This is a genomic window from Rhodococcus sp. As11 (genome assembly GCF_048957735.1).
GTDB classification, from domain to species: domain Bacteria; phylum Actinomycetota; class Actinomycetes; order Mycobacteriales; family Mycobacteriaceae; genus Rhodococcus; species Rhodococcus gordoniae.
The window spans coordinates 114,131-140,445 of the sequence record NZ_JARDJE010000010.1 but is presented as its reverse complement, the minus strand read 5'-3'; the positions used below and the strand labels follow the sequence as shown (position 1 = coordinate 140,445).

At 68.2% G+C, this 26,315-nt stretch carries 33 protein-coding genes and 4 tRNA genes; 24 read left to right on the top strand and 13 right to left on the bottom strand.

Annotated elements, in window-relative coordinates:
- Positions 1-5: 5 nt before the first annotated feature.
- Positions 6-1,010, bottom strand: a complete 1,005-nt coding sequence (locus tag PV766_RS15240; protein WP_421097317.1) for a hypothetical protein — start codon at positions 1,008-1,010, stop codon at positions 6-8.
- A 110-nt stretch (positions 1,011-1,120) separates the two neighbouring features.
- Here PV766_RS15240 and PV766_RS15235 point away from each other — a divergent pair, with 110 nt between their 5' ends.
- A complete protein-coding gene (locus PV766_RS15235; protein ID WP_064062597.1) occupies positions 1,121-1,510 on the top strand; it encodes a phage holin family protein in 390 nt (129 codons plus the stop codon).
- Between the two features lie 27 nt (positions 1,511-1,537).
- On the opposite strand, the gene PV766_RS15230 is transcribed toward PV766_RS15235, so the two are convergent.
- From PV766_RS15230 to PV766_RS15200, 7 genes are all read right to left on the bottom strand, one after another.
- Positions 1,538-2,407 (bottom strand): 1,4-dihydroxy-2-naphthoate polyprenyltransferase, encoded by an 870-nt coding sequence (locus PV766_RS15230; protein WP_371053377.1) that lies wholly within the window; start codon positions 2,405-2,407, stop codon positions 1,538-1,540.
- 66 nt (positions 2,408-2,473) lie between these two features.
- Positions 2,474-3,643 (bottom strand): o-succinylbenzoate--CoA ligase, encoded by a 1,170-nt coding sequence (gene menE, locus PV766_RS15225; protein WP_421097316.1) that lies wholly within the window; start codon positions 3,641-3,643, stop codon positions 2,474-2,476.
- On the bottom strand, positions 3,616-3,915 hold the full coding sequence (locus tag PV766_RS15220; RefSeq protein WP_016934446.1) for a DUF3349 domain-containing protein: 300 nt from the start codon (positions 3,913-3,915) through the stop codon (positions 3,616-3,618). The genes menE and PV766_RS15220 overlap by 28 nt, the downstream gene beginning before the upstream one ends.
- Before the next feature lie 12 nt (positions 3,916-3,927).
- Complete coding sequence (locus PV766_RS15215; protein ID WP_421097315.1) at positions 3,928-4,188, bottom strand: hypothetical protein; 261 nt, start codon at positions 4,186-4,188, stop codon at positions 3,928-3,930.
- Positions 4,185-5,366 (bottom strand): inorganic phosphate transporter, encoded by a 1,182-nt coding sequence (locus PV766_RS15210; RefSeq protein WP_064062593.1) that lies wholly within the window; start codon positions 5,364-5,366, stop codon positions 4,185-4,187. The genes PV766_RS15215 and PV766_RS15210 overlap by 4 nt, the downstream gene beginning before the upstream one ends.
- A gap of 194 nt (positions 5,367-5,560) precedes the next feature.
- Entirely contained in the window at positions 5,561-5,944 is a 384-nt protein-coding gene (locus tag PV766_RS15205) for a VOC family protein (protein ID WP_421097314.1), read from the bottom strand.
- 1 nt (position 5,945) lies between these two features.
- On the bottom strand, positions 5,946-6,392 hold the full coding sequence (locus tag PV766_RS15200; protein ID WP_232284743.1) for a hypothetical protein: 447 nt from the start codon (positions 6,390-6,392) through the stop codon (positions 5,946-5,948).
- Positions 6,393-6,577: 185 nt separating this feature from the next.
- Here PV766_RS15200 and PV766_RS15195 point away from each other — a divergent pair, with 185 nt between their 5' ends.
- A complete protein-coding gene (locus PV766_RS15195; RefSeq protein ID WP_016933850.1) occupies positions 6,578-6,874 on the top strand; it encodes a DUF4193 domain-containing protein in 297 nt (98 codons plus the stop codon).
- Between the two features lie 77 nt (positions 6,875-6,951).
- On the opposite strand, the gene PV766_RS15190 is transcribed toward PV766_RS15195, so the two are convergent.
- Entirely contained in the window at positions 6,952-7,845 is an 894-nt protein-coding gene (locus tag PV766_RS15190; protein ID WP_016933851.1) for a 1,4-dihydroxy-2-naphthoyl-CoA synthase, read from the bottom strand.
- A 64-nt stretch (positions 7,846-7,909) separates the two neighbouring features.
- On the opposite strand from PV766_RS15190, the gene PV766_RS15185 reads away from it, so the two are divergent.
- The 3 genes from PV766_RS15185 (at position 7,910) to PV766_RS15175 (ending at position 10,048) form a co-directional block, all read left to right on the top strand.
- A complete protein-coding gene (locus PV766_RS15185) occupies positions 7,910-8,542 on the top strand; it encodes a PaaI family thioesterase (RefSeq protein WP_064062591.1) in 633 nt (210 codons plus the stop codon).
- The gene (locus tag PV766_RS15180; protein WP_421097313.1) at positions 8,539-9,534 is read left to right on the top strand and encodes an o-succinylbenzoate synthase; all 996 of its coding nucleotides are present in this window, start codon (positions 8,539-8,541) and stop codon (positions 9,532-9,534) included. Before PV766_RS15185 ends, PV766_RS15180 begins: the two co-directional genes overlap by 4 nt.
- Before the next feature lie 73 nt (positions 9,535-9,607).
- Positions 9,608-10,048 carry a DUF6918 family protein gene (locus tag PV766_RS15175; protein WP_016933854.1) on the top strand — a complete coding sequence of 147 codons (441 nt, stop codon included), beginning with the start codon at positions 9,608-9,610 and terminating at the stop codon, positions 10,046-10,048.
- Between the two features lie 94 nt (positions 10,049-10,142).
- Here the strand turns inward: PV766_RS15175 and PV766_RS15170 are convergent, their stop codons facing one another.
- Together PV766_RS15170 and PV766_RS15165 are read right to left on the bottom strand one after the other, a co-directional pair.
- Positions 10,143-11,003, bottom strand: coding sequence for a siderophore-interacting protein (locus PV766_RS15170; RefSeq protein ID WP_165369263.1), 861 nt, complete (start codon positions 11,001-11,003; stop codon positions 10,143-10,145).
- Positions 11,004-11,069: 66 nt separating this feature from the next.
- On the bottom strand, positions 11,070-11,699 hold the full coding sequence (locus PV766_RS15165) for a flavin reductase family protein (RefSeq protein ID WP_255161464.1): 630 nt from the start codon (positions 11,697-11,699) through the stop codon (positions 11,070-11,072).
- A 52-nt stretch (positions 11,700-11,751) separates the two neighbouring features.
- Between PV766_RS15165 and menD the strand changes: the two genes are divergently transcribed.
- The 4 genes from menD (at position 11,752) to PV766_RS15145 (ending at position 15,786) form a co-directional block, all read left to right on the top strand.
- A complete protein-coding gene (menD, locus tag PV766_RS15160; protein ID WP_421097312.1) occupies positions 11,752-13,371 on the top strand; it encodes a 2-succinyl-5-enolpyruvyl-6-hydroxy-3-cyclohexene-1-carboxylic-acid synthase in 1,620 nt (539 codons plus the stop codon).
- Complete coding sequence (locus PV766_RS15155; protein WP_064062587.1) at positions 13,368-13,820, top strand: DUF3592 domain-containing protein; 453 nt, start codon at positions 13,368-13,370, stop codon at positions 13,818-13,820. Before menD ends, PV766_RS15155 begins: the two co-directional genes overlap by 4 nt.
- An 82-nt stretch (positions 13,821-13,902) precedes the next feature.
- The gene (locus PV766_RS15150; protein WP_064062586.1) at positions 13,903-15,045 is read left to right on the top strand and encodes a glycosyltransferase family 4 protein; all 1,143 of its coding nucleotides are present in this window, start codon (positions 13,903-13,905) and stop codon (positions 15,043-15,045) included.
- A 39-nt stretch (positions 15,046-15,084) separates the two neighbouring features.
- Positions 15,085-15,786: a demethylmenaquinone methyltransferase gene (locus PV766_RS15145; RefSeq protein ID WP_026002958.1), complete on the top strand. Its 702-nt coding sequence runs from the start codon at positions 15,085-15,087 to the stop codon at positions 15,784-15,786.
- A 62-nt stretch (positions 15,787-15,848) separates the two neighbouring features.
- On the opposite strand, the gene PV766_RS15140 is transcribed toward PV766_RS15145, so the two are convergent.
- Complete coding sequence (locus PV766_RS15140; protein ID WP_421097311.1) at positions 15,849-17,120, bottom strand: geranylgeranyl reductase family protein; 1,272 nt, start codon at positions 17,118-17,120, stop codon at positions 15,849-15,851.
- 111 nt (positions 17,121-17,231) lie between these two features.
- On the opposite strand from PV766_RS15140, the gene PV766_RS15135 reads away from it, so the two are divergent.
- Positions 17,232-18,278, top strand: a complete 1,047-nt coding sequence (locus tag PV766_RS15135) for a polyprenyl synthetase family protein (RefSeq protein WP_064062584.1) — start codon at positions 17,232-17,234, stop codon at positions 18,276-18,278.
- A gap of 101 nt (positions 18,279-18,379) precedes the next feature.
- Positions 18,380-19,240, top strand: a complete 861-nt coding sequence (gene htpX / locus PV766_RS15130) for a zinc metalloprotease HtpX (protein ID WP_064062769.1) — start codon at positions 18,380-18,382, stop codon at positions 19,238-19,240.
- Positions 19,241-19,313: 73 nt separating this feature from the next.
- On the opposite strand, the gene PV766_RS15125 is transcribed toward htpX, so the two are convergent.
- A complete protein-coding gene (locus PV766_RS15125) occupies positions 19,314-19,805 on the bottom strand; it encodes a YajQ family cyclic di-GMP-binding protein (protein WP_064062583.1) in 492 nt (163 codons plus the stop codon).
- Positions 19,806-19,954: 149 nt separating this feature from the next.
- Between PV766_RS15125 and PV766_RS15120 the strand changes: the two genes are divergently transcribed.
- From PV766_RS15120 to rplL, 13 genes are all read left to right on the top strand, one after another.
- Positions 19,955-20,037: transfer RNA gene (locus tag PV766_RS15120), tRNA-Tyr, on the top strand.
- Between the two features lie 287 nt (positions 20,038-20,324).
- Positions 20,325-20,397 (top strand) — tRNA-Thr (locus PV766_RS15115).
- 43 nt (positions 20,398-20,440) lie between these two features.
- A tRNA-Met gene (locus PV766_RS15110) sits at positions 20,441-20,516 on the top strand.
- 59 nt (positions 20,517-20,575) lie between these two features.
- Positions 20,576-20,743: a 50S ribosomal protein L33 gene (gene rpmG, locus PV766_RS15105; protein WP_016932666.1), complete on the top strand. Its 168-nt coding sequence runs from the start codon at positions 20,576-20,578 to the stop codon at positions 20,741-20,743.
- 84 nt (positions 20,744-20,827) lie between these two features.
- Positions 20,828-21,403 (top strand): (3R)-hydroxyacyl-ACP dehydratase subunit HadA, encoded by a 576-nt coding sequence (hadA, locus tag PV766_RS15100; protein WP_016932667.1) that lies wholly within the window; start codon positions 20,828-20,830, stop codon positions 21,401-21,403.
- Complete coding sequence (gene hadB / locus PV766_RS15095; RefSeq protein ID WP_016932668.1) at positions 21,390-21,815, top strand: (3R)-hydroxyacyl-ACP dehydratase subunit HadB; 426 nt, start codon at positions 21,390-21,392, stop codon at positions 21,813-21,815. Before hadA ends, hadB begins: the two co-directional genes overlap by 14 nt.
- A gap of 179 nt (positions 21,816-21,994) precedes the next feature.
- Positions 21,995-22,067, top strand: a tRNA-Trp gene (locus PV766_RS15090).
- 32 nt (positions 22,068-22,099) lie between these two features.
- Positions 22,100-22,525: a preprotein translocase subunit SecE gene (gene secE / locus PV766_RS15085; protein WP_064062582.1), complete on the top strand. Its 426-nt coding sequence runs from the start codon at positions 22,100-22,102 to the stop codon at positions 22,523-22,525.
- Between the two features lie 52 nt (positions 22,526-22,577).
- Positions 22,578-23,387 (top strand): transcription termination/antitermination protein NusG, encoded by an 810-nt coding sequence (gene nusG / locus PV766_RS15080; RefSeq protein WP_421097310.1) that lies wholly within the window; start codon positions 22,578-22,580, stop codon positions 23,385-23,387.
- A gap of 95 nt (positions 23,388-23,482) precedes the next feature.
- A complete protein-coding gene (rplK, locus tag PV766_RS15075; RefSeq protein ID WP_016932670.1) occupies positions 23,483-23,917 on the top strand; it encodes a 50S ribosomal protein L11 in 435 nt (144 codons plus the stop codon).
- A 91-nt stretch (positions 23,918-24,008) separates the two neighbouring features.
- Positions 24,009-24,722, top strand: a complete 714-nt coding sequence (rplA, locus tag PV766_RS15070) for a 50S ribosomal protein L1 (RefSeq protein ID WP_016932671.1) — start codon at positions 24,009-24,011, stop codon at positions 24,720-24,722.
- A 396-nt stretch (positions 24,723-25,118) separates the two neighbouring features.
- A complete protein-coding gene (gene rplJ / locus PV766_RS15065) occupies positions 25,119-25,646 on the top strand; it encodes a 50S ribosomal protein L10 (RefSeq protein WP_016932672.1) in 528 nt (175 codons plus the stop codon).
- A gap of 123 nt (positions 25,647-25,769) precedes the next feature.
- A complete protein-coding gene (gene rplL / locus PV766_RS15060; RefSeq protein ID WP_016932673.1) occupies positions 25,770-26,156 on the top strand; it encodes a 50S ribosomal protein L7/L12 in 387 nt (128 codons plus the stop codon).
- Positions 26,157-26,315: the final 159 nt, after the last annotated feature.

The window sequence follows — 26,315 nt, the reverse complement described above, 5'->3', positions numbered from 1 at the left end:
CGGTGCTACCGGCCGGCCTGCGCCGGCGAGGGAGCAACGGGCCGGGCGGCGACGAGCGGTACGACCGTCGCCGCGACGAGCAGGAGGGTGCCGATCGCGATCATGGCGAACGGCCACCGGAGACGATCGGCCGTCACGGCCGCCGCTTCGGCCTGGACGGTCGTGGCCTGCGTGGCCGCGGAATCGCCCGCCGCGGTGCGTGGCAGTGCTTCCGTCGCCGACCGGACGTTGTCCGCGATGCCGCCGACGACATCGGCCACCGGGCCGACACCGTCGACGAGCCGGCCTGTGCCGTCCGTGAGGGCCCGTCCGCCGTCGTCGAGAAGGACGAGACCGTCGCGTAGCTGCCGCGACCCGTCGGCCGCCTGCGCCATACCCGCGACGAACTGCGCGTTCGGATCGGTGAGTTCGTAGGCGAGCTGCTGCGCGCCGTCGCGCAACTGTCCGAGCTGGTCGAGGGTGTCCGGTCCGAGGCCCTGCGTGTCCAGGGTCTCGACGAGCCCGCGGAGCTGGGCGGCCGCGTTCCGGGAGATCGGATCCGGTGACGCGCCGAGCGTGGCGGCGACGGAGGTGAGCCGGGCGGTCACGTCCCCTTGCATCTCTCCGAAACCGGAGAGCCGGTCGACGACCTCGTCGACGCCGCCGCTGACCTGACGAGCACCGTCGCCGAGCATGTCGACACCGCCGTCGAGCTGCCCGAGGCCGTCGGCCAGCTGCTCACCGCCGGCGCGTGCCTGCCGGAGGCCGTCCGACAGTTGCCGGGCGCCGTCGTCGAGCTGGGTACTGCCCTCCGTCAGCTGCCCGACCCCGCCGCCGAGCACCGACAACGGCAGTCCGGCCCGCTGAAGATCGCTTCGGGCCTCGTCGACGCCGTCCGCCGAGGGGGCCGGTCGGTCCGCAGCGGCCGCGACCGCCGGCTCGGGGTGATCGGTCCAGGCGAACACCGCACCCGTGCCCACGAGGAGCAGTCCGGCCACGGCGAGGAACAGGGGGAGAAGACGTGAACGCACGCTCGTCGACGCTACCGAGCGTCGCTGAGAGACCCCTGAGGGGAGGGGGACTCCTGCACCCGCCCGATTCGCCCGTTCCGGGACCGGGCGCCGTGTGCCACAGTGGCACCATGATTTCTCTGATACTGCGGTTGATCATCAACGCGGTCGGATTGTGGCTCGCGGTCGAGCTGGTCGACGGGATCGATTACACCGATGCCGCGGGCACATCCGACACGACCCGCAAGGTCGTCACCCTCGTCGTCCTCGCACTCATCTTCACGATCGTCAACGCACTCGTGAAACCACTGGTGAAGCTGCTGTCGCTGCCGCTGGTGATTCTCACCCTCGGGTTGTTCCTGCTGGTCGTCAACGCGTTGATGCTGCTGCTCACCGCGTGGCTGAGCGGATTCACCGAGTACGGGCTCACGATCGACGGGTTCTGGGCCGCCCTGTGGGGCGGCGTGATCATCGCGATCGTCAACTTCGTCCTCGGACTGGTCGTGCCCGACGGGGACTGACCTCCCGTCTCCGCGCCCGCGTCACGGTCAGCCGAAGGCCAGCGCGGGTGCGGTGGCCACCGCCCACACCAGCATCGCGACACCCGAATCGCTCAACGCCGGAATCAGCGCGAGACCGAGAGCACCGGCCCGGACCGGCTTGTGCGCGCGGATCGCGAACGGCGCGGCGAGGAAGCCGGCGAGCGCCCAGGGCGTCGCCGCGACCAGCACGAGCGACATCACGAACGGCACGACGACCAGCACCAGGTGCAGTGTGCGGGTCCTCGGGTCGCCCAGCTTGACCGCGAGGGTCCGCTTGCCGGTCTCCGTGTCCGTGGCGATGTCGCGGAGATTGTTCGTGACCAGCACGGCCGTCGAGATCGAGCCGACGGCGATCGCGCACGCCAGGCCCACCCGGTCCATGCGACCGGCCTGGACGAACTGTGTGCCCAGCACTGCGACGAGCCCGAAGAAGACGAACACGCCGATCTCCCCGAAGCCGCTGTAGCCGTAGGGGTTCTTTCCGCCGGTGTAGTACCAGGCACCGGCGATGCAGACCGCGCCGACGAGGACGAGCCACCACGCGGTGGTGAGAGCGAGGGCGAGTCCCGCGACCGCCGCGATACCGAAGCACACGAACGCCGCGCGCTTGACGGCGCCGGGGCTCGCTGCGCCCGAGCCGACCAGCCGCATCGGGCCGACCCGCTCGTCGTCGGTGCCGCGGATACCGTCGGAGTAGTCGTTGGCGAAGTTCACGCCGATGATCAGTCCGAGCGCGACGACCAGCGCGAGCAGTGCCTTCCACCACACGGCCTCGCCGAGCCACGCCGCTGCTCCCGTTCCTGCCAGGACGGGCGCTATCGCGTTGGGGAGGGTGCGCGGACGAGCGCCTTCGAGCCATTGACCAGCCGTTGCCATGGGTCGATCTTCGCACCCGGGCCCGGCCACCGCGTCGAGCACACCCGTCGGCCTCGAGCGCACCTGTCAGGAGAATCGCGAGATCAGTGCCCGGCGATCCACCTTGCCCGGTCCGCGCAGAGGCAGTGCGTCCACGACCTGCAGCTCACGCGGCGCAGCGGTCGCGTCGAGCGTCGCCGTGACGTGGTCGCGGAGCTCCGCGAGCGTCGGTACGGCGCCGGGAACGGGCACGACGACCGCCGCGACGCGCTGACCGAGCCGGGTGTCGGGCAGACCCACCACCGCGACTTCCCGTACGGCCGGGTGCTCGACGAGTACGGCCTCGACCACCTGCGGGACCACCGTGAGACCACCGGTCGAGATGGCTTCGTCGAGTCGTCCCAGAATGTGCAGGACCCCGTTCTCGAACGTGCCCGCATCGTCGGTGCGGAACCAGCCGGGTTCGGCGAAGGCCGGATGGTCGGGCAGGTTCCGGTAACCCGAGGCGAGGGTCGCGCCGCCGAGCCACACGCGCGAGTCGGTGTCGACCCGCACCTGCACCCCGTCGAGGGGCACGCCGTCGTAGACGCAGCCGCCGCAGGTCTCGCTCATGCCGTAGGTACGGACCACCGTGATTCCGGCCGCACGGGCGCGTTCCAGGACCGGCACGGGAGTCGCGGCACCGCCCAGCAGGATCGCGTCGAGGCGGGCGAGCGCCGCGGTCGCGTCGGGATGGTCGAGAGCCTTGATCAGCTGGGTGGGGACCATCGAGCTGTACCGGCGAGGGCCCGGTACGGCGTCCACCGCTTCCGGCAGAACCTCGGGATCGAAACCGGCGGACACGTCGACGACGACGGGTTCGGTTCCCGCGAGGAGGCTGCGCAGCAGCACCTGTATGCCCGCGATGTGATGGGCGGGCAGCGCCAGCAGCCACGAGCCCGTTCCGCCCAGCCGGGCGTGGGTGGCGTCGCCGCTCGCACGCAGTGCGTCCGCGGAGAGCAGGGCGCCTTTCGGGGTGCCGGTCGTGCCGGAGGTTGCGACCACCAGGCCGACGCCGTCCGCGACAGGCTCACCCGGGTGCAGCGCGTCGGTGAGCCGGAGTGTCTCCCGTTCGTCCCCGGCAGGGACGGGGAGCAGTGCCGGTCCGTCACCGTCGAGCATCCGCCGCAGGCCGGGCAGCACGGAGCGGACGGCGGCCCCGGCGGGGACGGGAAGAAGCTCGAGTGTGGTCACAGATCGTATTGTGTCGTGTCCCATCCGCCCGCCTCGAGTTGGCGGCGGACCCGGTCCACGTCGTCGGGCGACGGCATGTTGTTGGTGATCTTGCTGATCAGGACTGCGATGTCGATGCGGGTGATCGAGAGGTCGCCGTCCTCGATCAGCGTGTCCGCGACCTGGGCGACCTCCTCGTCGGACAGGCGCCGCGCGAGCAGCGCGAACAAGGGTACGTAGTCCTGCTCCGGCACCCCTTCGGGGTAACCGGCGCGGAGCCACTCGACGATGGAAGCGAGAAACGGCGGGAGGGCCACCCGTCACTCCGATCAGAAGATGTCGATGCCGAACGTTCCGGCGAGGAAGTCGTCGGCCAGCAGGAGGATTCCTGCCAGGACTGCACAGGCCACTACGGCGAAGCACAGCACGGCCGCGGTCCTGGCCGCGGGATTCGGGGTGCCGTCGCTGCCGCGACCGGTGTCGAGCGCGCGGACCCCCAGCGCGAAGAGGCAGGGCAGGCCCGCGCCGAGGAGCAGGCCCACGAGAACCACCTGCCACAACGAGTCGAGGGTGTGCGTCAGCAGGTTCACGAGCGTCCTTCCCCGGTGACCGCTTCGGAGGCACCCGGCGTCGGGGCGAGCGAGTCGTCCCACTCGGCGGTGACGTTGGAGGCGTCGATGGGCTGCCGGCGCGAGCGGAGCCACATGAACAGGGCCAGACCGCACAGGATGGCGAAGACCACGAGAACACCGGGCATCCCGCCGATCATATGAGCGATCGCCCAGCAGACGGCTCCGACGACCGCGGCACACGGCAGGGTGATCAGCCACGCGACGACCATCCGCCGTGCCACCGACCAGCGCACCTCGGCGCCCTTGGTTCCCAGGCCCGTACCCAGGATCGATCCCGTGGCGACATGCGTGGTCGACAGCGGCAGCCCGAAGTGGCTCGAGGTGAGGATGATCGCCGCCGAGGACGACTCGGCGGCCAGGCCCTGCGGCGGGGCGATCTCGACGAGGCCCTTACCCAGCGTCCGGATGATGCGCCAACCGCCGAGATAGGTGCCCAGGGCGATCGCCACGGCACACGCGACCTTGACCCAGAACGGCATCTCGGTGTCGGCGGTGATGCTGCCGTGCGCGACGAGGGCCAGGAAGATCACGCCCATGGTCTTCTGCGCGTCGTTGGTGCCGTGAGCGAGCGACATCAGGGAGGCGGTGCCGATCTGGCCCATCCGGAATCCCCGGTCGCGGTTCTCGATGGAGACCGGACGCGTGAGGCGGTGCATCGACCAGATACCCACCGTCGACACGAGTGCGGCGATGACGGGCGCGAGCACAGCCGGGAGCAGGACCTTGCCCAGTACGCCGTCCCACACCACACCCTGGACACCGATCGACGCGAGCGCGGCACCGATGAGACCGCCGAACAGGGCGTGCGACGAACTGGACGGCAAGCCGAACAGCCAGGTCGCGATATTCCAGAGGATCGCGCCCACCAGACCGGCGAAGACGATGAGCAACAGATCGCTACCGCCGACGGTGTCGAGGTCGACGACACCCTTCGCGACGGTCGCGGCGACTTCCACGGACAGGAAGGCGCCGACGAGGTTGAGGGTCGCGGACAAAGTGACCGCGATTTTCGGTTTGAGGGCGCCGGTGGCGATGGATGTCGCCATGGCATTGCCGGTGTCGTGGAAGCCGTTGGTGAAATCGAATGCGAGGGCAGTGACGACCACCACCAGGAGCACGACGAACTCTGCGGTCACGTCTGTCGATTGTGGGGTAGCGGGCAGGTGAATGTACAGTGACGGGGGTGTGAATTCTGTGTCGCGTCGTCGCGCCGCCGTGGTTCTTTCGGACTCCGACCATGCGCGGAGTCGAGAGCAGACCACATGGCTTGTGTGCAAGATCACCGGCGCTGCGGGACTGCTTCCGGACGCAGCCGGGTAACTCGATCCGATCAGCGGAGGTCGCGGCGCAGCGGATGGTCTTCGGGGATGTGCACCAGGACGATCGGAATCCCGTCGGGATCCGCGACCCACAGCTCGTGCAGCCCCCACGGCTCCTGTTTCGCGCCGCGGACGATGTGCACACCCTTCGGCGCCAGTTCGGCCTCGGCGCCGTAGACGTCGCGCACCTGGAGCCACAGGGCACCGTGGAAGACCTCGCCGGTGTCGTCGGGCCGACCGTGCGCGGCGATCTCGATGAGCGACTGCCCCGCGAAGAAGACCGTTCCGCCGGGATACTCCCGCGCGACGGCCAGCCCGAGCGTCGAGCCGTAGAACTCGAGGGCGGCCTCGTAATCGCGCGGGCGGAGGATCGTGCGGCTGCTGAGGATCTCCACGTCACTGCTCCTCGGCCGGGCGGGCCTCGTGATGCCGGCGGCCGTGCGTGCGCCGCGACTCCTTCATCTCGGCTTCGAACAGGTGACGGCGGCCCTGCACGAGTTCGTCGCGTACCTGCTTCTCGAAATTCCGGAAATCCGACCAGTAGCCGTCGTCGAACTCCTCGACGAGCTGGAAGGTCCAGCGTCCCTCGGCGATGTTGCGTCCGATGATCTCGGTGCCGAGTCGCTCGGCGATGTCGTCGTGCCCGGCCTTGCGCATCAGCTCCTCGGCGTCGCCGGTGAGCAGATCGGCGCGGCCCATCAGCTGGTGGAAGGCGTAGAGATGGCCCCGCGCCTGCTCGACGGTCTCGAGGGCCTCGGACAGTTTGCCGGTCGCTTCGACGGTGGCGTCGGAGACGCCGTGCGGGCGGGTGTGGGCGGTTCGCGGACTCTGGCGGTCGGTCATGACCCACAGTGTGCCCGAGAGCACACGGTTCGAACGTAACTGGACATATGTGTTTGACGAAGCTTCGGTTGGGACATTACTGACGGCAACGGTGCCCGTGACAGGGCCGGCCTGCCACAGCGGGTCCGTCGCAGCCGCACGCCGTGGCTGCGCGGCACCGCTGACATCGAGTGAGGAGAACTGCCATGGCGACCGACTACGACGCTCCCCGCACCACCGACATCCTGGGCGGCGGTGGCACTGCCCTGGACGAGCTGGACCTGAAGCCCACCGCGGCCGCCGACACCGACGAAGGCGAGATCCTCGAGACCCTCGATCTGCCCGGCGCCGACCTGTCGGCGCTGTCGGCGGAAGAGCTCTCGGTCCAGGTCCTGCCCAAGCAGTCGGACGAGTTCACCTGCATGGGCTGCTTCCTCGTCCAGCACCACAGCCGTCGCGCCACGGGTGACGGCGAGCAGGCATTCTGCGGCGACTGCGTCTGACGATCACACGCCTCACGCGGTGAACCGGGCCGTGCGCCTGCTGTAGCAGGGGCGAAACCCGATTCACCGCGTCAGGATCAGTAGTAATGCGGATAGGGCGACCAATCCGGGTCGCGCTTCTCGAGGAAGGCATCGCGACCCTCGATCGCTTCGTCCGTCATGTACGCCAGACGCGTGGCCTCGCCCGCGAACAACTGCTGGCCGACGAGACCGTCGTCCTGCAGGTTGAAGGCGTACTTGAGCATGCGCTGGGCCTGCGGCGACTTGCCGTTGATCTTCTGCGCCCACTCCAGCGCGACGTTCTCGAGTTCGTCGTGGTCGACGACCTTGTTGACCGCACCCATGTGGTGCATCTCCTCGGCCGTGTAGGTGTCGCCGAGGAAGAAGATCTCGCGCGCGAACTTCTGGCCGACCATCTTGGCGAGGTAGGCGCTGCCGTAGCCGCCGTCGAAGCTGCCCACGTCGGCGTCGGTCTGCTTGAAGCGGGCGTGCTCGCGGGAGGCGAGTGTCAGGTCGCACGTGACGTGCAGGCTGTGCCCGCCACCGGCGGCCCAGCCGTTGACCAGCGCGATGACGACCTTCGGCATGAACCGGATCAGTCGCTGGACCTCGAGGATGTGGAGGCGGCCGGCACGGGCCTTGTCGACCGTGTCGGCGGTCTCGCCGCTCGCGTACTGGTAGCCGCTGCGTCCGCGGATCCGCTGGTCGCCGCCGGAGCAGAACGCCCATCCGCCGTCCTTCGGGCTCGGGCCGTTGCCCGTGAACAGCACGACGCCGACGTCGGAGGTGGTCCGCGCGTGGTCGAGTGTGCGGTAGAGCTCGTCCACCGTGTGCGGGCGGAACGCGTTGCGCACCTCGGGGCGGTCGAACGCGACGCGGACGGTGCCCTGCGTGACGTGTCGGTGATAGGTGATGTCGGTGAGGTTCTCGAACCCGGGTACCGGGCGCCACAGTTCTGGATCGAAGGTCACCTCGCCACCATAAAGGGCCGGGCACCGGTCCGCCGCGACCTGCGGCCCGATAACGTGCACAGGCATGAGCGAGCAGACCGACCCCCGCGACGACTACGAGCATCACGGCGGATTCCCGGTCTACGAACCGGTGAAGGCGGGGCCGAACTACGGTCGATTCGTCGAAGCGCTGCGACGGCTGCAGGACCTGGCGGTGTCCACCCACGCACCCGACGAGGTGATCGACCGCGCGATCGAGCAGGCCGAGGCGCTCGGTGATCTGCTCGCTCCCCATCGCGTTCCCGAGGGCAGGTCCCCGGCCGGTTTCAATCCCGACCTTCCGGGTCGCGGCAGCCTGCTGATGCTGCCCTGGCAGATCGAAAAGTTCGACGAGGAATCGGTCCGCTCCCGAGGCGTCTTCCGGCTCTATCACCGCGGCGGCAACGGAGCGGCGCACGGTGGAACCCTGCCGCTGCTCTTCGACGACCTGTTCGGCATGGTCGTCCACGCCTCGGGGCATCCCATCGCGCGCACCGGCTATCTCCACATCAACTATCGCAAGATCACGCCGCTCGGGACCGAACTCGTCGTCGAGGGGAGAGTCGAGCGCGTCGAGGGCCGCAAGATCTTCTGTGCGGCCGAATTGCGCGAAACCGACGGTACGCTCCTCGCCGACTGCGAGGCCCTCATGATCCAGCTGCTGCCGGGCCAGCCGTGACCCCCCGTCCGCTGCCGTCCGCCGACGAACTCCTCGACGGAGCCGTCGTCGTCTCGCTGCCCATGCGTGTCCGCTTCCGCGGTATCACCGAGCGCGAAGTCCTGCTGCTGCGCGGACCCGCGGGGTGGGGAGAATTCGGTCCGTTCCCCGAGTACGGCGACGACGAGGCGGCATATTGGTTGCAGTCGGCGATCGAGGCCGCCTGGCAGGGGTATCCGCCCGCGCGGCGTTCCCGGATCGCCGTGAACGCCACCGTGCCCGCCGTGGGCCCGGAGCGGGTCGCGGACGTGCTCGCCCGTTTCCCCGGTGCGAGCACCGCGAAGGTGAAGGTCGCGGAGCCGGGGCAGGACCTCGCGCAGGACCTCGCCCGCGTCCGCGCCGTGCGCGAACACCTACCGAACGTGCGGATCGACGCCAACGGCGGCTGGAGCGTGGACGAGGCCGTCCGAGCGCTCACGGCGCTCACCGCCGATGCCCCGCTCGAATACGCCGAGCAGCCGTGCGCGACCGTGCCCGAACTCGTCGAGGTGCGCCGGCGCCTGCCCGGCGTGCGCATCGCCGCGGACGAGAGCATCCGCCGGGCCGAGGACCCGCTGCGTGTCGTGCACGCCGGGGGAGCGGACGTCGCGATCGTGAAGGTCGCGCCGCTCGGCGGGGTCCGACGTCTGGTCGCGCTCGCCGGCGAACTGGCCGGTCACGGCGTCGAGGTGGTCGTCTCGAGTGCCCTCGACTCCGCGGTGGGCATCGCCACCGGCCTCGCCGCGGCAGCGGCCCTGCCGGAGCTTCCCTACGCCTGCGGACTCGGCACGGGAGGATTCTTCGAGGCCGATGTCGCCCCCGCTCTGCACCTGTCCGAGGGCGCGCTCGACGTCGTCCCCGTCGCGCCCGAACCGGACATGCTCGATGCGCTGCGAGCCGATCCCGACCGCGTCGAGTGGTGGTGCGAACGGCTGCGGCGTTGCCGTACGGTGCTCGCCGGACGCGGACTGTGATGCGGCGGAATCGTCGTATATCGTTCCCCGCGTCCCAACGGTCACAAGTGTCACATCTACGGAGGCAGTGAAAGTGGTTGCAGCTCTGGGCGATGCCCTCCTCGGCGCCGACAAGTTCCCGGCGGTCAAGGCAGACGTCGAAGCCCTGATCGATGCTGAGGTGTCGGACAAGAAGGGTGCGTCCGGTCTCGCCCTCAAGGGTGGCTACGCAGCAGTGAAGAAGGTCGGCCCGGGCATCGTGCCGGGCGCGGTCGAAGGTCTTCTGCCCGAATTCGTCGAGAAGCTCCAGCCGTTCTGGGTGGAGTACGCAGGCAACGGTTCGTTCTCGGACTACCTGGTCGCCCGCGGCGAGGTCGTCGCCGACGCTCTTCTCGGAGTGACGGACGAGCGCATCGCCGGCACGTCGAAGGCCGGCGTCAAGAAGGTCTACGACTCGCTGCGTCCCTCGGCCAAGAAGCACGTCGTCGAGGCGCTGCCGCGCTTGGGTGATCTCATCCAGAAGCACGCGGGCTGACCCGCCGACACCAGCGACACCAGAACGTCGCGGTCCCGAACCGGTTCGCCGGTCGGTGCCGCGGCGTTCGTCGTTTCGAGGGGGATTCGGGCCTTCAGTAGACGGGCTCGCCGTACTTCCAATATCCGATGAAGGTCACCGCCGACCGGTCCCAGCCGCACTCACGCACGAGATGGCGGCGCACGCCGGTCGCGAGCGACGACTCGCCCGCGACGAACGCATGGGTGGAATCCGGCGACGGGGCCGCCTCCCGCACCGCATCGGCGACCAGACTGCCCGGGACGGCCTGCGCATCCGTTCTGATCACCGGATGCACCTGCACGTTCTCGCCCGTCGGCAGGTCCTGGGCGGTGAGATCGTCGGGGTGCGGAACTTCGACGAACACCTCCACGGCCGCGAGGGGATCGGCGGCGAGAATCGACCCGAGGATGCCGGCGACGGCGGGCACCGCGCTCTCGTCACCGACGAGCAGCCACGAACGTGCTTCGTCGAGGGGCAGAGTGCTGATGCCCTCGTCGAGGATGCCGATCTCGTCGCCGGGCTTCGCCCGTTCCGCCCACGCCGATGCCGGACCCAGATCCCCGTGCGACGCGAAGTCGATCTCGATCTCGGAGGTCGTGCCGAACAGTCCCGCGCCCGCAGGTCGCACGCGGCGGATGGTGTAGTTCCGCAGCACCGGGCGGCGCTCCTCGGGCAGTTCCTGATATTCGGGCCACCAGCGGTCGTCGGTCGCACGGGGAAGAGTCGGTTCCTGCCGGCCCGGGGCGGGGAGGAACATGCGGAACCAGTGGTCGAAACCCATGGGTGCGATCGAGTCGACGTCCTCGCCCCCCACGGTGATGCGGACGAAGGTCGGGCTGATCCGTTCGGCGGCGAGTACCTGCGCGCGCACCATGCGCCGGGAGGCCGGCTTGATGTACGGATTGCGCCGCGCGGTTCCCGTGGTCTTCGCCATGCGACCCTCCGTGGGTTGTACGGATGCGCCACACGGCATCCCGACAATCGTTCAGCGAAGCCTAACCTATGTTCGCTTCGGCTCGGAGCGACCTCGGGGAGTGCCGGGACGTTCGAGTCTCCGCACCTCGGGTGTCAGTCCCCATTCCGCCCGTCCCAGCCGACTCACCGCGCCGAGGGCCGCGAAGTCGGGTGCACCGTCCTCCGCCAGCACCGCCGGATCGACCGTCACGGCCAGCACGTCACCCATCACGACGAACGAGTCGCCGATCTCGATCACGCGGTGCAGCCGGCACTCGATCGACGCGGGCGCCTCCGCGACCCGCGGCGGCCGCACCCGCTCGCTCGGCTCGGCGTGCAGGCCCACTTCCGTGAACTCGTCGATATCGTGCGGGAACGCCGCCGACGAGGCGTTGACCTTCTCCATCAACGGCACGGTCGCGATGTTGATCACGAACTCGCCCGTCTGCTCGATGTTCCGCAGACTGTCCTTACGCCCCACGGACGTGAACTGCACGACCGGCGGTGAGGTACTGGCGACGGTGAAGAAGCTGTACGGCGCGAGATTGAACACACCGTCCTCCGCCTCCGTGGACACCCACGCGATGGGTCTCGGCACGATTGTCGCGGTGAGGAGGCGATAGAAGCGGCCCGGGCTCGACTCGGCGGGATCGAAGACTGTGCGCACGCGCTCCATTCTGACCGCACCTGCCCCCGGCCACACTTGCGGCGCAATTACCCTGGACTTCGTGAATCCGTCCACTGCCCAGGCCACCGCTGTCGTCGACGAACTCGCCCGGGGTGGTGTCCGGGACGTCGTGCTGTGCCCGGGCTCGCGCAACGCGCCACTCGCCTTCGCGCTCCAGGCCGCCGACAGCGCGGGGCGTCTGCGCCTGCACATGCGTATCGACGAGCGCACCGCCGGATTCCTCGCGATCGGTCTGGCACTGGCCTCGGATCGTCCCGTTCCCGTCGTCATGACCTCGGGTACCGCCGTGGCCAACCTCGCGCCGGCCGTGCTCGAGGCGAATTACGCCCGCGTGCCGCTGGTCGTGCTCAGCGCCAACCGTCCTTACGAGTTGCTCGGATCCGGCGCGAACCAGACCGTCGAGCAGCTCGGATTGTTCGGCAGCCAGGTGCGCGCGACCATCAGCCTCGGTCTCGCCGAAGGCATCGAGCAGAACAGTCAGTGGCGTTCGGCGGTGTCGCGCGTCCTCGCCGCTGCCCGGGGGACCCGATCGGGCAACGCGGGCCCGGTCCACTTCGACATCCCGCTGCGCGAACCGCTCGTGCCCGAGCTCGACGCGAAGGGCCCGGTGCCCGAGGGACGTCCCGGCCGCAAGGCCTGGACCACGACGGTGCACGCCACCCTCGACGTCCCACTCGAGATCGACCTGACCCCCGACACGGTCGTGATCTCCGGTCACGGCTCGGCGCTCCGCTCCGAACTGTCCGGGCTGCCGACCGTCGCCGAACCCACTGCCCCGCTGCACGGCATTCCGCTGCATCCGATGGCGCTGCCGCACCTGAAGCCGCGGCAGGCGATCATCACCGGCCGGCCCACACTGCACCGGCCGGTGTCGAACCTGCTCGCCGACCCCGCCGTCGCGGTGTACGCGCTGACCACCGGTCCGCGCTGGCCCGACGTCTCGGGCAACGTCATCGCGACCGGCACCCGCGCGGTGGTGTCGGGAACACCCGACGAGGCGTGGCTCGAACGGTGCCGCCAGCTGTCGGCGCACACCGACAAGGCCGTGCGCGCCCAGCTCGACGGGCATCCGAAGCCCACCGGGCTGCACGTCGCCGCGATCGTGACGGACGCCTTGAAGCCCGGCGACCAGCTGCTGCTCGGCGCGTCGAATCCGGTGCGCGACGCTGCGCTCGTCGGCTACCCGAAGCCGGAAGTGAAGGTGCTGTCGAACCGCGGTGTCGCGGGGATCGACGGCACCGTGTCCACCGCGCTCGGTGCCGCATTGGCCTACGAGCAGGGACGGACCGTCGCGCTGCTCGGCGACCTGACCTTCCTGCACGACGCGTCGGGTCTGCTCATCGGGCCGTCCGAACCGCGTCCGCAGAATCTCACCATCGTCGTCGCCAACGACGACGGCGGCGGAATCTTCGAACTGCTCGAACAGGGCGACCCGCAGTACGCGGGTGTCTTCGAGCGTGTCTTCGGCACTCCGCACGGCATGGACCTCGCGGCGCTGTGCGCGGCCTACCGAATTCCGCACGAGCGGGTGGATCTGCAGGGACTCGCTCTGGCCCTCGCCGATACGGCGCCGCCGCCCGCAGGCGTTCGCGTCGTCGAGGTCACCACCGACCGGGCAGGGCTGCGCGAACTCCACGCGGCGGTGCGAGCGCAGCTGTGAGCGGATCCGAGCGCGCGCGGCGCGCGGTTCTCGTCGTCGCGGTGGCGATCTCCGGTCTCGCGGTGATCCTGTTCCTCGGCGCACTCCGCAACGACCTCACCATCCGGTCCGACACCGGGACGGCCGTCGCGGAGGTGCTCTCGGCCGGATCCCTCCGCTCGGCGGTGAGTTTCGTCACCCCCGACGGCGTCACGCACAATCCCGAACTCGGGGTCCTGTACCCGACGGGGTTGACCGCCGGTCAGCGGATCGCCGTCGAGTACGCCCGCAGCGATCCCGATCTCGTGCGAGTGACCGGACGCGATGCCCGCGTCGCACTGATCCCCACCGGATCCGTGATCGTCGTCACATGGATGATCGCCACGCCCCTGCTGATCCGGCTCGGGCGGAAGGGTGGCGTCGCTCCCGCTCCCGCTCGCGGAAGGCAGGATCGGCGGCTGCGGATGTGACGAACGGAACGTTCGCCGCGACTTCGCTCGCCGGTCACCGAGGGCGCACCTGCTCGACCCGGAACCTCGCCACGCTGGCGGGGTGCGAGTAGCCATCGTCGCGGAATCCTTCCTTCCGAACGTCAACGGTGTCACCAACTCGGTGCTCCGCATCCTCGAGCACCTCGACCGCACCGGCCACGATGCGCTGGTCGTCGCGCCCGACACGGTCGCCGGTGGTCCGCCCGCTCCGTCCGACCATCACGGGACACCCGTCCACCGCCTACCGGCCGTGCGGGTACCGAGGATCAGCTCCCTCCCGATCGGTGTACCCGGCCCGGAGCTCCTTCCGGTCCTGCGGAATTTCGCACCGGACGTGGTGCACCTCGCGTCCCCGTTCGTGCTCGGTGCCGGCGGTCTCGCCGCCGCGGGACGCCTCGACGTTCCGGCGGTCGCGGTCTACCAGACGGATGTGGCCGGATTCGCCTCCAGCTACGGGCTCGGCCTCGCGGCGCGTGCGTCCTGGCGATGGACGCGGCGCCTGCACCGCGGTTGCGATCTCACCCTCGCGCCCTCGACCGCCGCTGTGGACGCCCTCGTCGCCCACGGCATCCCGCGCGTGCAGCGCTGGTCGCGGGGCATCGACACCGATCGTTTCGCGCCGTCCCGGCGGGACGAGGATCTGCGCGCCCGCTGGGCGCCGGAGGGCCGCCCGATCGTGGGTTTCGTGGGGCGCCTCGCGCCCGAGAAACATGTCGAACGGCTCGCGACCCTCGCCCACGACCCGCGGTTGCAGCTCGTCGTGGTCGGCGACGGTCCCGAACGGTCGCGGCTCGAACGGCACCTGCCGTCGGCCGTGTTCACCGGACAGCTCGGGGGAGAGGAACTGGCCCGTGCCTACGCGAGCCTCGACGTGTTCGTCCACCCCGGCGAACACGAGACCTTCTGCCAGGCCGTGCAGGAAGCACTGGCGAGCGGAGTCCCGGCGATCGTGCCGGACGCAGGTGGCCCCCGAGACCTCGTCGCCCACTGCCGCAACGGTTACCGCCTGCCCGTGGACCGGTTCGCCGAGTTGCTGCCCGGAGCCGTCGACGCGCTGCTCGCTCCCGGGGTCCGGGACGAATTCGGGCGTGCGGCGCGCCGTGGAGTGCTCGGACGCACCTGGCCGGTGGTGTGCGAGCAGCTTCTTGCACACTACAACCGCGTTCAGGGCCTGCCCGTGCACTCTCTCCACGGGGCGGCATGACGGCCGAGGCCCGGCAGGGGAGCGGGTAACGTTTCGGCCGTGGCAACAACTCAGGGATCACGCGCGTCGCTCGACAAGGACCCGCGTGAGGTCGCGTCCATGTTCGACGGGGTGGCTGCACGCTACGACCTGACCAACACCGTCCTGTCGTTCGGGCAGGACCGCGGGTGGCGTCGCGCGACCCGGGCGGCACTCGATCTGAAGCCGGGCGAGCGCGTACTCGACCTCGCCGCGGGCACCGGGGTGTCCACCGTCGAACTGGGACGCTCCGGCGCGTGGGTCGTCGCCACCGACTTCTCGAAGGGCATGTTGCACGCCGGCGAGTTCCGCAACGTCCCGATGGTCGCCGGCGACGCGATGCGACTGCCGTTCGCCGACGCGGTCTTCGACGCCGCGACCATCTCCTTCGGACTGCGCAACGTCGCCGACCCGGACGAGGGGCTGCGCGAGATCGCCCGCGTGGTCAAGCCGGGCGGGCGCCTGGTGGTGTGCGAGTTCTCCACGCCCGTGCGGGAACCGCTGCGCACGGTGTACATGGAGTACCTGATGCGGACGCTGCCGCGGGTCGCGCGGGCGGTCAGCAGCAATCCCGACGCCTACGTCTACCTCGCCGAATCGATCCGGGCCTGGCCCGATCAGGAACAGCTCGCCCGGCGCATCGAGGCCGCGGGATGGAGCGACGTGAAGTGGCGCAATCTCACCGGTGGCATCACGGCGCTGCACCGCGCGGTGCGCACGTAGCCGCGCGTCGGTACCGCTGTAGTGCGGTAGCGCTGGTGTGCGGTAGCGCTGCCGTGCACTGCTCAGGCGAAGAGTGGTTGCCGATCCCATCGCATCGAGAGGTGACCGCTCGTGCGCCACACGCGGGCGACGAGATCGGCGTCCTCGTCGGTGACGAGATTGCCCATCACCCGCACTGCGACCGACATCATCGCCCGCGACCGCATCGCGACAGGGCCCGTCGTCGGCAGGAACTTCGGGATCGTGAGCAGGCTCGCGAGGCGACGTGCGGTCGAGAACGCGCGACCGTAATGGGAGCGCAACGTCGTCGGCCACAGGTCGGTGAGGTCGTCGGCGTCGAGCAGTCCGGCGACCAGCCGACCGCCTTCGAGTCCGTAATCGATGCCCTCGCCGTTGAGCGGGTTGACGCACGCCGCGGCATCGCCGATCAGCGCCCAGTTCCTGCCCGCGACTCCCGACACCGCTCCGCCCATGGGAAGCAGCGCCGACGCCACCCGTGTCACCTCGCCGAGTTCCCACTCGGCGCGGCGCTGCCGCGCGTACAGATCGATGAGTGGGCGCAACGATCCGTTGGCCGGTCGCGAGGCGGTCGCGAGGGTACCCACCCCCAGGTTCACCTCGCCGGTGCCGAGCGGGAACACCCAGCCGTAGCCCGGCTGGACGGCCCCGGCGTCGTCGCGCAGTTCGAGGTGCGAGGTGATCCACGGATCGTCGCTGCGCGGGGAGGTGGCGTAGGCGCGAGCGGCCACGCCGTAGGTGGTGTCGCGGTGCCAGCGGCGACCGAGAACCTTGCCGAGGGGTGAACGCACCCCGTCGGCCACGATCAGGGTGCGGCACGCGACGGTCCGCGGTCCGTCGGCGGTGCGGAAGACCACGGCCGAGACCCGGTCGCCGTCGCGTTCGGCGTCGACGGCTTTCGTTCCGTCCACGGCGCGGGCTCCCGAGTCGAGCGCGACCTGCCGGATCCGCGCGTCGAGTTCGGTGCGCGGCACGGCACTGCCCACGGTCGGGAACGACGAGTCGGGCCACGGGAGTTCGAAGCGCCCACCGAAGCCTTCGAGGCGCAGACCGCGGTTGACGGCGCGGGTGCGCAGCCAGTCGCCCAGCCCGAGTTCGTCGAGTTCGGCGACGGCGCGCGGCGTCAGTCCGTCGCCGCAGGTCTTGTCGCGAGGGAAGGTCGCGGCATCGACGAGCAGGACGTCTCGACCGGCGCGGGCAGCCCATGCGGCAGCGGCGGAACCGGCTGGACCGGCACCGACGACGAGAACATCGGTACTGTCGGGAACGCAGGACTGGGATTGCCGCGGATCTCGCGCGGAGTGTTCGGCCACCACCGTTCCATCTTCTCAGGCCGCGATCTGCCGCCTCGACGAGGTGGATCGGGGAACGAACGGCTAGGTTCACTACGGTGAAGTCGAGGCGACAGACAGGATGGGTACGTCATCGTGAGCACTGAGGGGGCGGCTCGGACCGCCGGTTCGGCCGACGCGACGCCGAGCACCGTCGTGGCCGGTGTGGAACTCGGCGATCCGATCCTCGCCGCGACTGTCGGGGACGGCCTCGCGAGCGTCGAGAAACTCCTGGTCGAGGAATTGTCCGACGGTGAGGACTTCTTGACGGAGGCCGCGCTGCACCTGGCGAAGGCGGGCGGCAAGCGGTTCCGGCCGCTGTTCACGATCCTCACCGCACAGCTCGGACCGAAGCCGACCGATCCCGCCGTGGTGACGGCGGCGACCGTCGTCGAACTCGTGCACCTCGCGACGCTGTACCACGACGACGTCATGGACGAGGCGACGATGAGACGTGGAGCACCGAGCGCCAACGTGCGCTGGGGTAACAGCGTCGCGATCCTCGCCGGCGACTATCTGTTCGCCCATGCCTCCCGGCTGGTGTCGACTCTCGGTCCGTCGGCAGTGCAGATCATCGCGGAGACCTTCGCCGAGCTGGTCACCGGCCAGATGCGCGAGACCATCGGCGTGCGTACCAACGACGACCCCATCGAGCACTACCTGCGGGTGATCTGGGAGAAGACCGGTTCTCTGATCGCCGCCAGCGGGCGGTTCGGGGGAACGTTCTCGGGAGCCGCTCCGGAACACGTCGAGCGTCTCGAACGGCTCGGCGACGCCGTCGGCACCGCCTTCCAGATCGTCGACGACATCATCGACATCGCGTCGGACACCTCGGAGTCGGGCAAGACGCCGGGAACCGATCTTCGCGAGGGTGTGTACACCCTGCCGGTGCTGTACGCGCTGCAGGAGAGCGGGCCCGAGGCGGATCGCCTCCGCGAACTGCTCGTCGGTCCCATCGAGGACGAAGCGCTGGTCGCCGAAGCACTCGAGTTGCTCGTCCGCTCGCCCGGCATGAACGCGGCGAAAGCGACCCTCGCGACCTACGCGGCCCGCGCTCACGCCGAGCTCGACGCCCTACCTCAGGGCCCGGCGAACGAGGCGCTGCGGCGTCTCGTGGACTTCACGGTCGCCCGGGTCGGCTGACGGACCGTCGCGCACTCCCGCCCCCTTCGGGGCGGGAACCGCACCGCCTGCTCGTTCGTTGGACGAACGAGTGGGGAATCGTGGTGCGGAAGGGGTGCGACGTGCACGGATACTCGAACCGTCTCAAGACGGCCGGTCTGTTGGTCGGAATGTCCGCGCTGATCGTGTTCGTCGGGTCGTTGTTCCAGAACTCGACCGTCCTGCTGATGTCGATCGTCCTCGCGGTCGGCATGAACGGCTACGCGTACTTCAACAGCGACAAGCTCGCGTTGCGGGCGATGCACGCCCAGCCGGTCACCGAGGTGCAGGCACCGGCGATGTACCGGATCGTGCGGGAGTTGGCGACCGCGGCGCACCAGCCCATGCCGCGGCTGTACATCAGTCCCACCAACGCTCCCAATGCGTTCGCGACGGGGCGTAATCCTCGCAATGCCGCCGTGTGCTGCACGACGGGCATCCTCGAGATCCTGAACGAGCGGGAACTGCGCGCGGTACTCGGACACGAACTCGCCCATGTCTACAACCGCGACATCCTCATCTCGTCGGTTGCCGGCGCGATGGCCGCCGTCATCTCGGGTCTGGCGAACTTCGCTTTCTTCGCGTCGGCCTTCGGTAACCGGGAGGGCGGTGCGAATCCGCTGGCGCTGCTACTGGTTTCCCTGCTCGGCCCGATCGCGGCGTCGGTGGTGAAACTCGCCGTGTCGAGGTCGCGCGAGTACCAGGCCGACCAGTCGGGCGCCGAGCTCACGGGTGATCCGCTGGCTCTCGCGTCGGCGCTGCGGAAGCTCGCGCTCGGCACGCAGGCCGCGCCGCTACCGCCCGAACCGAAACTCGCGGCGCAGTCGCACCTGATGATCGCCGAGCCGTTCCGGGCGGGCGACAAGATGAGCCGGTTGTTCTCCACCCACCCGCCGATGGCCGATCGCATCGAGCGTCTCGAACGCATGGCGGGGATGCGCTGATCCGGGAACTCCACGACCGGGACGACTCCGCCCGCGACGATCGTCGCGGGCGGAGTCGTAGGACGGGAGTGCGTCAGCGGTAGTTGACGAACTGCAGGGCGATGTCGAGGTCGGCGTTCTTGAGCAGAGCGATGACGGCCTGCAGGTCGTCGCGCTTCTTGCTGGTCACGCGCAGCTCCTCGCCCTGGATCTGCGCCTTGACGCCCTTCGGGCCCTCGTCGCGGATCAGCTTGGAGATCTTCTTGGCGTTCTCCTGACTGATGCCCTGCACCAGGGTGCCGGTGATCTTGTACACCTTGCCGGACTGCGCCGGCTCGCCGGCGTCGAACGACTTCAGCGACAGATCGCGACGGATCAGCTTCTCCTTGAAGACCTCCAGCGCCGCGAGCGCGCGGTCCTCGGTCTCGGCCGAGATCGTGATCGCCTCGTCGCCCGACCACTCGATGTGCGCCCCGGTGTTCCGGAAATCGAAGCGGTTGGCGATCTCCTTCGCCGCCTGGTTCAGCGCATTGTCCACTTCCTGGCGGTCGACCTTGCTCACCACATCGAACGACGAATCAGCCACGTCTCACTCCACTTCCGGGTCGATCTGTAAGGGTTCTGTCCACCCGACGCTATCGGGTCGCGCGGAGCTGTGACCACTCGGTTTGCGTTTCGGGGGGGTATGCGTTGTATTCTTCCAAACGCATCGAGGACGCGGTCCCGATAGCACCCGGCAGGTTGCCCGAGCGGCCAATGGGAGCGGACTGTAAATCCGTCGGCTTACGCCTACGTAGGTTCGAATCCTACACCTGCCACCGGAACGGCCCCGGTTCTTCGGAACCGGGGCCGTTCTGCATTTCCGGGTCGTCTCGCATGCCGGTCTCTTCGACGTCGCGTCGTCCTCGGTGGCCACCCTTCGGGTGTTCACCGCCGGCGGTGAACGCGGGTACACATGCGCGAGCGCACACCGACGCAAGGACTCGACAGGCGCAGCCCGACGAGCAGTGCCCGTTTATGTGTCTCTACCTGCGGATTTTGCACCGGGACCGAGTGTGTGTAATCTTTTGGAGGCCGCAGCGAGCAGAGATGCTCCGGAGGCCACGCCCCCTTAGCTCAGTCGGCAGAGCGTTTCCATGGTAAGGAAAAGGTCGACGGTTCGATTCCGTCAGGGGGCTCGCTGGATTGAGGTGCCGCCTTCGTAGCGACACTCGGCACCGAGGCGGTGTAGCTCAGTTGGTAGAGCAAACGACTCATAATCGTTGCGTCGCCGGTTCAAGTCCGGTCACCGCTACCAAAAGTTCATTGATCCACCCTGATCGATACTGATCGGATTGACGCGAAAGAAGGCATCCCGTGGCCTCCTCTACTGACGTTCGGCCGAAGATCACCTTGGCCTGCGAGGTGTGCAAGCACCGCAACTACATCACCAAGAAGAACCGTCGCAACGACCCCGACCGGCTCGCACTGAAGAAGTTCTGCCCGAACTGCGGTACGCACCAGTCGCACCGCGAGTCCAAGTAGCCGGTCGGAACGACGTCGACGCATAAGGTCTCCGCAATACCGACCGTGCCAGTTGGCGTCGTCGGGATTGCGGAGGTTTTGCGTATGACGAACGTACTCGAGAACCAGGAATCGGTGGACGCGACCGAACAGGCCGGGATCCCGTTCGATGCCGCCGCGCACGCCAAGTCCATGGTCGGGCACCACTACCGGGTGGACGACTACTACGAGGTGGGTCGCGAGAAGATCCGCGAGTACGCCCGGGCCGTGCGCGATGCGCATCCGGCGCATCACGACGACGACGCTGCCCGCGGACTGGGTTACGACGGGGTGATCGCCCCGCTGACCTTCGTGTCCATCGTCGGCATGATCGCGCAGCGGAAGCTGTTCGAAGAGGTCGTCACCGGATACGACCTGAGCCAGATCATGCAGACCGATCAGCGGATGGTCTACCACCGCCCGATCCAGGCCGGTGACCGGCTCTTCTGCGACGTCTACCTCGACGATTTCCGTCAGGCGGCCGGCAGCGACATCATCACCACGAAGAACGTGATCACGGACCAGTACGACAACCTCGTGCTCACGTCCTGGACGACGCTCGTGGCCCGATCCGGTGGCGAGGTCGACGACAACATCGCACACGCGGTCAAGGATGTGGTGATGCACAGTGACACTCCGTAGCTTCGCGGATGTCGCGGTGGGGGACGAGCTTCCGTCGAAGGTCGTCACACTCACGCGCGGAAATCTGGTCAACTATGCAGGTGTGTCGGGTGATCCCAACCCGATCCACTGGAGCGACAAGGTGGCCGAACTGGCCGGCTTGCGTGATGTCGTCGGGCACGGCATGCTCTCGATGGGCATCGCGGCCGGCTTCGTCACGGAGTGGCTGGGAGACCCCGGCGCGGTGACCGAATACAACGTTCGTTTCACCAGCCCGGTGTATGTGGAGGCCGACAAGGCCGCCGAGATCGAGTTCACCGGCAGGATCAAGTCGGTGGACGAGGAGAGCAAGACAGCAGTGGTCGCTATCGTGGCGAAGTCCGACGGTCGGAAGATCTTCGGGCGGGCCACGGCAACGGTCCGTTTGGCCTGACGGCCGAGCGGATTGGGTTTGTCCCGGGGCAATGCAGTACACTTAGGCTTCTGGGATCGCATAGCAGCGCGCTGCTCTTCGAAGGCCGTCACGGCCCGACGGAGTAGCGCGCGTGTCATGTGGTCGCAGATGGGTCGGTTCCGGACACTCGCTTCGTACGAGTGTGGATGTCCGACCAGAGGGGCGTAGCTCAATTGGCAGAGCAGCGGTCTCCAAAACCGCAGGTTGCAGGTTCAAGTCCTGTCGCCCCTGCCCCCGGACTGCCAGCGACCGAGAGGAACGATGTGAGCGAGGAGCGCGGTCAGCGCCACAGCGGCACCGCAGGGAACACTCCCGGCGACGCTGGAACGGCTACCGGCGCAACCCCCGACGGTTCCTCCGCGGTCGCTCGGCCTACCGGTAAGCGGGTCACCCGTCGTGGTGCAGCCGGTTCCTCGGCGTCCACGACGAGCGCGGTGTCCACGAACAAGACGTCGCGTGCGGCCACGGCCGTGAGCGATCGTCCCGCCGCGAAGTCCGAGAACATCTTCAAGCGTCTCGCGCGCTTCTTCCGTGAGGTCGTCGCCGAGCTCCGCAAGGTGATCTGGCCCAATCGCAAGCAGTTGACCACCTACACGCTCGTGGTCATTGCGTTCGTGACCGTCATGACGGCGTTCATCTTCGGATTGGATCTGGCGTTCGTGCAGGGCGTCAGCTGGTTGTTCGGTTAGCGCCTGTCCGCGCGCGAGACGAAAAATGTGATCGACGAGAGGAAAGTGCCCGGTGAGCACCCCCGAGAACGACTCGTACGAGGCTTCGGCCGAGGAGCACGTTTCGGACGAGGCCTTGGTTGACGACGTGACGGCCGAGTCGGCGGATGCGGACACCGAGGTCTCCGAGTCCGACACTGCTGCCGAGTCCGATGCCGATGTATCCGACGCAACGGATGGCGCCGACGCCGCCGAGGACGAGGTCGACCCGGCCGAGGCCCTCGAGAAGCAGCTGCGGCGCGAGCCCGGCGACTGGTACGTCGTGCACTCCTACGCCGGCTACGAGAACAAGGTCAAGACCAATCTCGAGACCCGCGTGCAGAACCTCGACCTCACCGAGTACATCTTCCAGGTCGAGGTGCCGACCGAAGAGGTCACCGAGATCAAGAACGGCCAGCGCAAGCAGGTCAACCGCAAGGTCCTGCCCGGTTACATCCTGGTGCGGATGGAACTCAACGACGAGTCGTGGGGTGCCGTCCGGAACACGCCCGGCGTCACCGGTTTCGTCGGAGCCACCTCGCGTCCGTCGCCGCTGACGATCAAGGAGGTCGTGAAGTTCCTCCTTCCGCAGCAGGCGAAGAAGAAGCCGGCGGCAGGCGCCCCGGCCGCAGGCGAGCAGGCTCCCGCCGCCGCTGCGAAGCCCGCCATCGAGGTGGACTTCGAGGTCGGCGAGTCCGTCACCGTGATGGACGGTCCGTTCGCCACGCTGCCCGCCTCCATCAGCGAGGTCAACGCCGAGCAGCAGAAGCTCAAGGTCCTGGTGTCGATCTTCGGCCGTGAGACTCCCGTGGAGTTGTCGTTCAACCAGGTGTCGAAGATCTGACGGTCCCCAGGACCCGACGGCGCCGGCATCCGGCGCGCACAGACTTGCAGTAGCAGTACGCAAGAACCACACCGAGCAAGAAACTAGGAATAGAGATGCCCCCCAAGAAGAAGAAGATCGCCGGGCTCATCAAGCTCCAGATCCAGGCCGGCGCGGCCAACCCGGCTCCGCCGGTCGGCCCCGCACTGGGCCAGCACGGCGTCAACATCATGGAGTTCTGCAAGGCGTACAACGCCGCGACCGAGTCGCAGCGCGGAAACGTCGTGCCGGTCGAGATCACGGTCTACGAGGACCGCTCGTTCGACTTCAAGCTGAAGACGCCTCCGGCCGCCAAGCTGCTGCTCAAGGCTGCGGGCGTGCAGAAGGGCTCCGGCGAGCCGCACAAGACCAAGGTCGCCAAGGTGACCATGGATCAGGTGCGCGAGATCGCCAAGACCAAGCAGGAAGACCTGAACGCCAACGACATCGAGGCCGCCGCGAAGATCATCGCCGGCACCGCTCGGTCGATGGGCATCACGGTCGAGGGCTGAGTCCCACCCCAAGTAGTACTCGTGGGAGGGCCGGCCAGGCCCGCTACCACGCCCGAACCATTCACCTGTCGGTGAGAAGTTAGGAAAGAACATGGCAAAGCGCAGCAAGGCATACCTCGCCGCGGCCGAGAAGATCGACTCGGACAACCTGTACAGCCCCCTCGCAGCTGCCAAGCTCGCGAAGGAGACCACCTCGAAGAACTACGACGCCACCGTCGAGGTCGCCATGCGACTCGGTGTGGATCCCCGTAAGGCGGACCAGATGGTGCGCGGCACGGTCAACCTGCCGCACGGCACGGGTAAGACCGCTCGCGTCATCGTCTTCGCGGTGGGCGAGAAGGCTGCCGAGGCAGAGGCCGCCGGTGCCGATGTGGTCGGCGCCGAGGATCTGATCGAGCGCATCCAGGGCGGCTGGCTGGACTTCGACGCCGCCATCGCGACTCCCGATCAGATGGCGAAGGTCGGTCGTATCGCCCGCGTCCTCGGTCCCCGTGGTCTGATGCCGAACCCGAAGACGGGTACGGTCACCCCGGACGTCGCAAAGGCCGTCACCGACATCAAGGGTGGCAAGATCAGCTTCCGCGTCGACAAGAACGCCAACCTGCACTTCGTGATCGGCAAGGCCTCGTTCGACGAGACCAAGCTGGTCGAGAACTACGCTGCTGCTCTGGACGAGGTGCTCCGCGCCAAGCCGTCCAGCGCGAAGGGCCGCTACATCAAGAAGGTCACGATCGCTACGACCACCGGCCCGGGCATCCCGGTGGATCCGCAGCGCACCCGCAACCTCCTCGAGACCGCGGAGTAATTCGCCCTGCAGGCAGCAGATCTTGCATCCGGAACGGCCGGCACAGCATCGCTGTGCCGGCCGTTTTGCATTCGAAGGAGCTCGTCCGTTACAGTGGTCGGGTAGTTCGGCGTGTGCCGATCTTCACCCCGATCATGTTCTACCCAAGACCGTTGGTCACCGAATCCGCGTGCGGATCGGTTGAAGGTCCGGAGTTGTCCGGCGGCCCACGCAGGAGGACGAGGTCAGGAAAGATGCGAACCGCGAACGTGCTCCGCGCGCGATCGATGTTCCTCCTCCTGTACGCCCCGTGTGCCCTGCGCCGGGGCGTTCGTCGTTTCCGGCCACTGCGGTCCCCCGGTGGGGCGTCCCAGTCGGGACACCGGGAAAACGACTGTTACTGAGAGGAGGCGAAGTATGGCAAAGCCCGAGAAGGTTTCCGCAGTTGCGGAGATCACCGAGCAGTTCAAGACCTCCACGGCCGCCGTGATCACGGAATACCGTGGTCTGTCGGTGGGACGTCTGACCGAGCTGCGTCGCGCTCTCGGAGAGGGTGCCACCTACTCCGTCGCCAAGAACACCCTGGTCAAGCGTGCCGCCGCTGAGGCGGGCGTCGAGGGTCTCGACGACCTGTTCGTCGGTCCGACCGCCATCGCGTTCGTCAAGGGCGAGCCGGTGGACGCTGCGAAGGCTCTCAAGACCTTCGCGAAGGACAACAAGGCACTCGTCATCAAGGGCGGCTACATGGACGGCGCTGCGCTGTCCGTGGAGCAGGTCAACCAGATCGCGGACCTCGAGTCCCGCGAGGTGCTGTTGGCCAAGCTCGCCGGCGCGATGAAGGGCAACTTGGCAAAGGCCGCAGGCCTGTTCAACGCCCCCGCTTCTCAGGTGGCCCGCCTCGCGGCCGCTCTGCAGGAGAAGAAGGCGGGCGAAGAAGCCGCCTGACGCTGATCCGCATCACTGCGAATCTGCATCACCGCGAAAGATACATCCACGCGTGCTCCGGTACGCACCATCCCATCGGGTCGCGGATCAGCGACATGGGACTTATCAGGAAGGACCGCCACCATGGCGAAGCTCACCACCGAAGAGCTGCTCGACGCGTTCAAGGAACTGACCCTGCTCGAGCTCTCGGAGTTCGTGAAGGCATTCGAGGAGACCTTCGAGGTCACCGCTGCTGCTCCGGTCGCCGTCGCCGCTGCCGGCGCTCCGGCTGCCGCTGCCGAGGCTGCTGAGGAGCAGGACGAGTTCGACGTCATCCTCGAGGGTGCCGGCGAGAAGAAGATCCAGGTCATCAAGGTCGTTCGCGAGATCGTCTCCGGCCTGGGCCTGAAGGAAGCCAAGGACCTCGTCGAGGGTGCTCCGAAGCCGATCCTCGAGAAGGTCGCCAAGGACGCTGCCGACGCTGCCAAGGCCAAGCTCGAAGAGGCCGGCGCCAAGGTCACCGTCAAGTAGGACGGTTTCCGAACTTCCCCGTCGAGCGTTCGGCGCTCCTCGGGACGGTTCCGCACAAGGGCCGTTTCCGCGAATTCGCTTCGCGGAAACGGCCCTTCTGCATATCGTGGAAAAGAACTCCGAGCTATATGTCCGGTATATCCGAACTGTATTTCACCC